General features: G+C 61.4%; 2 protein-coding genes. One reads left to right on the forward strand and one right to left on the reverse strand.

What is annotated here, in order from left to right:
* Positions 1-483 (reverse strand): hypothetical protein (locus AAFM29_RS16960; RefSeq protein WP_341713917.1); only part of this gene is annotated, 483 nt, incomplete at its 3' end.
* A gap of 3 nt (positions 484-486) precedes the next feature.
* On the opposite strand from AAFM29_RS16960, the gene AAFM29_RS16965 reads away from it, so the two are divergent.
* A partial coding sequence (locus tag AAFM29_RS16965; RefSeq protein ID WP_341713918.1) for a UvrD-helicase domain-containing protein occupies positions 487-2,751 on the forward strand: 2,265 nt, incomplete at its 3' end.

Consider the following 2,751-nt stretch of genomic DNA (forward strand, 5'->3'; position numbering starts at 1 on the left):
CTCGTCGTGCATGGCGATATCCCGGGATCGCTCGAGAACTATCTGCAGGAAGCGTGGCGCGCCGGGCGTGACCGTGAGCATGCCGATTGCGTGCTGCTGTTTGCTGACGACGATGTGGAGCGGCAATTCACGCTCTCGGCCCGCTCCCGTCTTGCGCGGCATGAAATTGGCGCCATCCTCAAGGCCCTGCGCCGCCTCGATGATAAGACCACCAAACATGGCGATGTGGTCGCGACGTCCGGCGAGATCGTCCGCGCCGAGCAGGATCACGATTTCGAGCGGGACAAGCTCACCGACGATACGCGGGTCAAAACGGCGGTAGCCTGGCTTGAAGAAAGCAAGCTTCTGGCGCGCGAGGAGAACCGGGTCCGTATCTTTCCGGCTTCGCTCACCGTTCCGACCCTGAAACACGCCGAAGATATTCTCGCCAGAGCGGCGATCACTGGCGCGCGGCGCAAGCAACTCATCTCCATCGTTCGCCATCTCATGAGCGCCTCGCCCGATGAAGGGATCTCAACCGATGAACTGGCAGGAGTCAGCGGCCTTAGCCCGCGCGCGCTGCCCAAGGCGCTCCATGACCTGGAAGTGCTCGGTATCGCGCGCGATGATACGGCGATCACCGTATTCATCCACGTTGGCGTCGAAGGACAATCGAGCGAACGCTTGCGGCAGGCAGCCAGCCTTGAGGCCGCGCTGATCGATGTCATGCGCGAAACCGAACCCGATGCCGAAGGGGAGGGGACCTTTCCGCTCCAGCTGTCGCAGATCTGCCAGAAGCTGCGCGACGAAGGGCATGATAAGGCACGGCCCGATATCATCGACAAGATGCTGCGGGGCCTTGCTCAGGATGGCCGCGATGAGGACGGAGGCAGGGGCAATCTCTATGTCCGCAAGCAATCGCGCGATACGCTTTACGTAAAGCTGCAGCGATCCTGGGATACGCTGGCGCGCACGTCTTCGATCCGCCGGGATGGCGCTGAGAACCTACTCAAGCATTTCGTCGGCAAGCTCCCCAAGGGTAAGCGCGGCAAGGATTTGCAGGTTGAAACGACCATCGGCGCGCTGACGGCGGTGATTACCTCCGATGTCTTTCTGCGCACCGAGGTGAAGGATCCCACCAAGCTACTGAACCGCGCCATGCTCTGGATGCACGAGCAGGAGATCATGACGCTGGGCAAGGGGCTGACGGTGTTCCGCCAGGCGATGACCATTCACCTGAGGCCTGGCAACGACAAGTTCACGCGGCAAAACTTCATGCCGCTTGAGGACCACTACAGCGAGCAGACGATCCAGACCCACGTGATGGCGGCCTATGCGCGCAAGGGGCTTCTGTCGATCAAGCATGCGCAGCATCTGTCGGAAGACTATTTCACGCTCGATCAGGATACATTCCTCGATCGCTGGCTGCCAGGCGAGCGTATTGCGATCCGGCGCCAGACCACCCCTGCATCCTGGCAGGCAATTGTCGAAGATCTCGGCAATCCCGTGCAGCAAAGGATTGTTAGCGACGATCGTGAGCAAACCAATGTGCTGTTGTTGGCAGGGCCCGGCTCGGGCAAGACCCGCACACTGGTCCATCGCATTGCCTATCTCATCCGTGTGAGGCGCGAGAACCCGAACGGCATCCTCGTACTGAGCTACAATCGCCATGCCGTCACCGAGATCCGCGCGCGGCTGCGCCAGCTGATCGGTGATGATGCCAGGGGCGTTACGGTCTCGACCTGCCATGCTCTGGCGATGCGATTGGTGGGCGCAAGCTTCGTCGGTGCTCCCGCCGACAATCAAGCCTTTGATGAAGTGATTAACGAAGCTGTCCGGCAATTGCAGGGGGAAGGGCTAAGCAAGAGCGAGGCCGAGGCCCAGCGCGATGCGCTGATCCAGGGCTATCGCTGGATCCTGGTCGATGAATATCAGGACATCGGACCAGAAGCCTATGCGCTGATCGCCGCTGTCGCGGGTCGGTCACTCGACGATCCGGATATGAAGCTGAGCCTGTTTGCCGTCGGCGACGATGACCAGAACATCTATGCCTTCGACGGCGCGTCGGTGGAATATATCCGCCGGTTCGAGGAGGACTACCGGGCAAAGCCTGAATTCCTGGTCGAGAACTATCGTTCTACCCGCCACATTATCGATGCCGCCAATGCCGTGATTGCACCTGCGGCCGAGCGGATGAAACTGGGGCACGACATCATCATCAACCGTGCCCGCCTGAAAGAAGCTGCGGGCGGCGCGATGGCGCGGCTCGATCCCGTGGGGCAGGGGCGGGTGCAGGTCCTGTCCTGCCCGGGCACTTGGGCCGACAGGGCCTGTGCGTCGGTGGATGAGCTCATCCGTCTCTCCAACCTCGATCCTGACTGGGACTGGTCGAAAACTGCCATCATCGCGCGCAATTGGAAGCTGCTCGAGCCAGTGCGCAGCTATGCCGAATCCAAAGGCATTCCGGTTGAGTTGGCCAACGAGCATTTGCCCAGCATCTGGCGCCTACGCGAGACGCAGCTTTTCATCGAGCTTTGCAAAGCAGACCCCGCGCCGGTTCTGGGCGTTGAGGTCATGCGCCGGCATCTCGAACGCCAGCCCGCGAACCGCTGGACCGAACTGCTTGGCGAAGGGCTAGACGCTCTGGCGCGAGAGATCGGTGAAAGCGAGATGGCCGTTCCCGATCTGGTCGAATGGATTGCCGAATGGTGCAGGGACACGCGCGGTGACCAGCGAGGGCTGCTGCTGCTCACCGCCCATCGCGCCAAGGGG

The organism is Erythrobacter sp. (assembly GCF_038133525.1).
In the GTDB taxonomy this organism is placed as follows: domain Bacteria; phylum Pseudomonadota; class Alphaproteobacteria; order Sphingomonadales; family Sphingomonadaceae; genus Qipengyuania.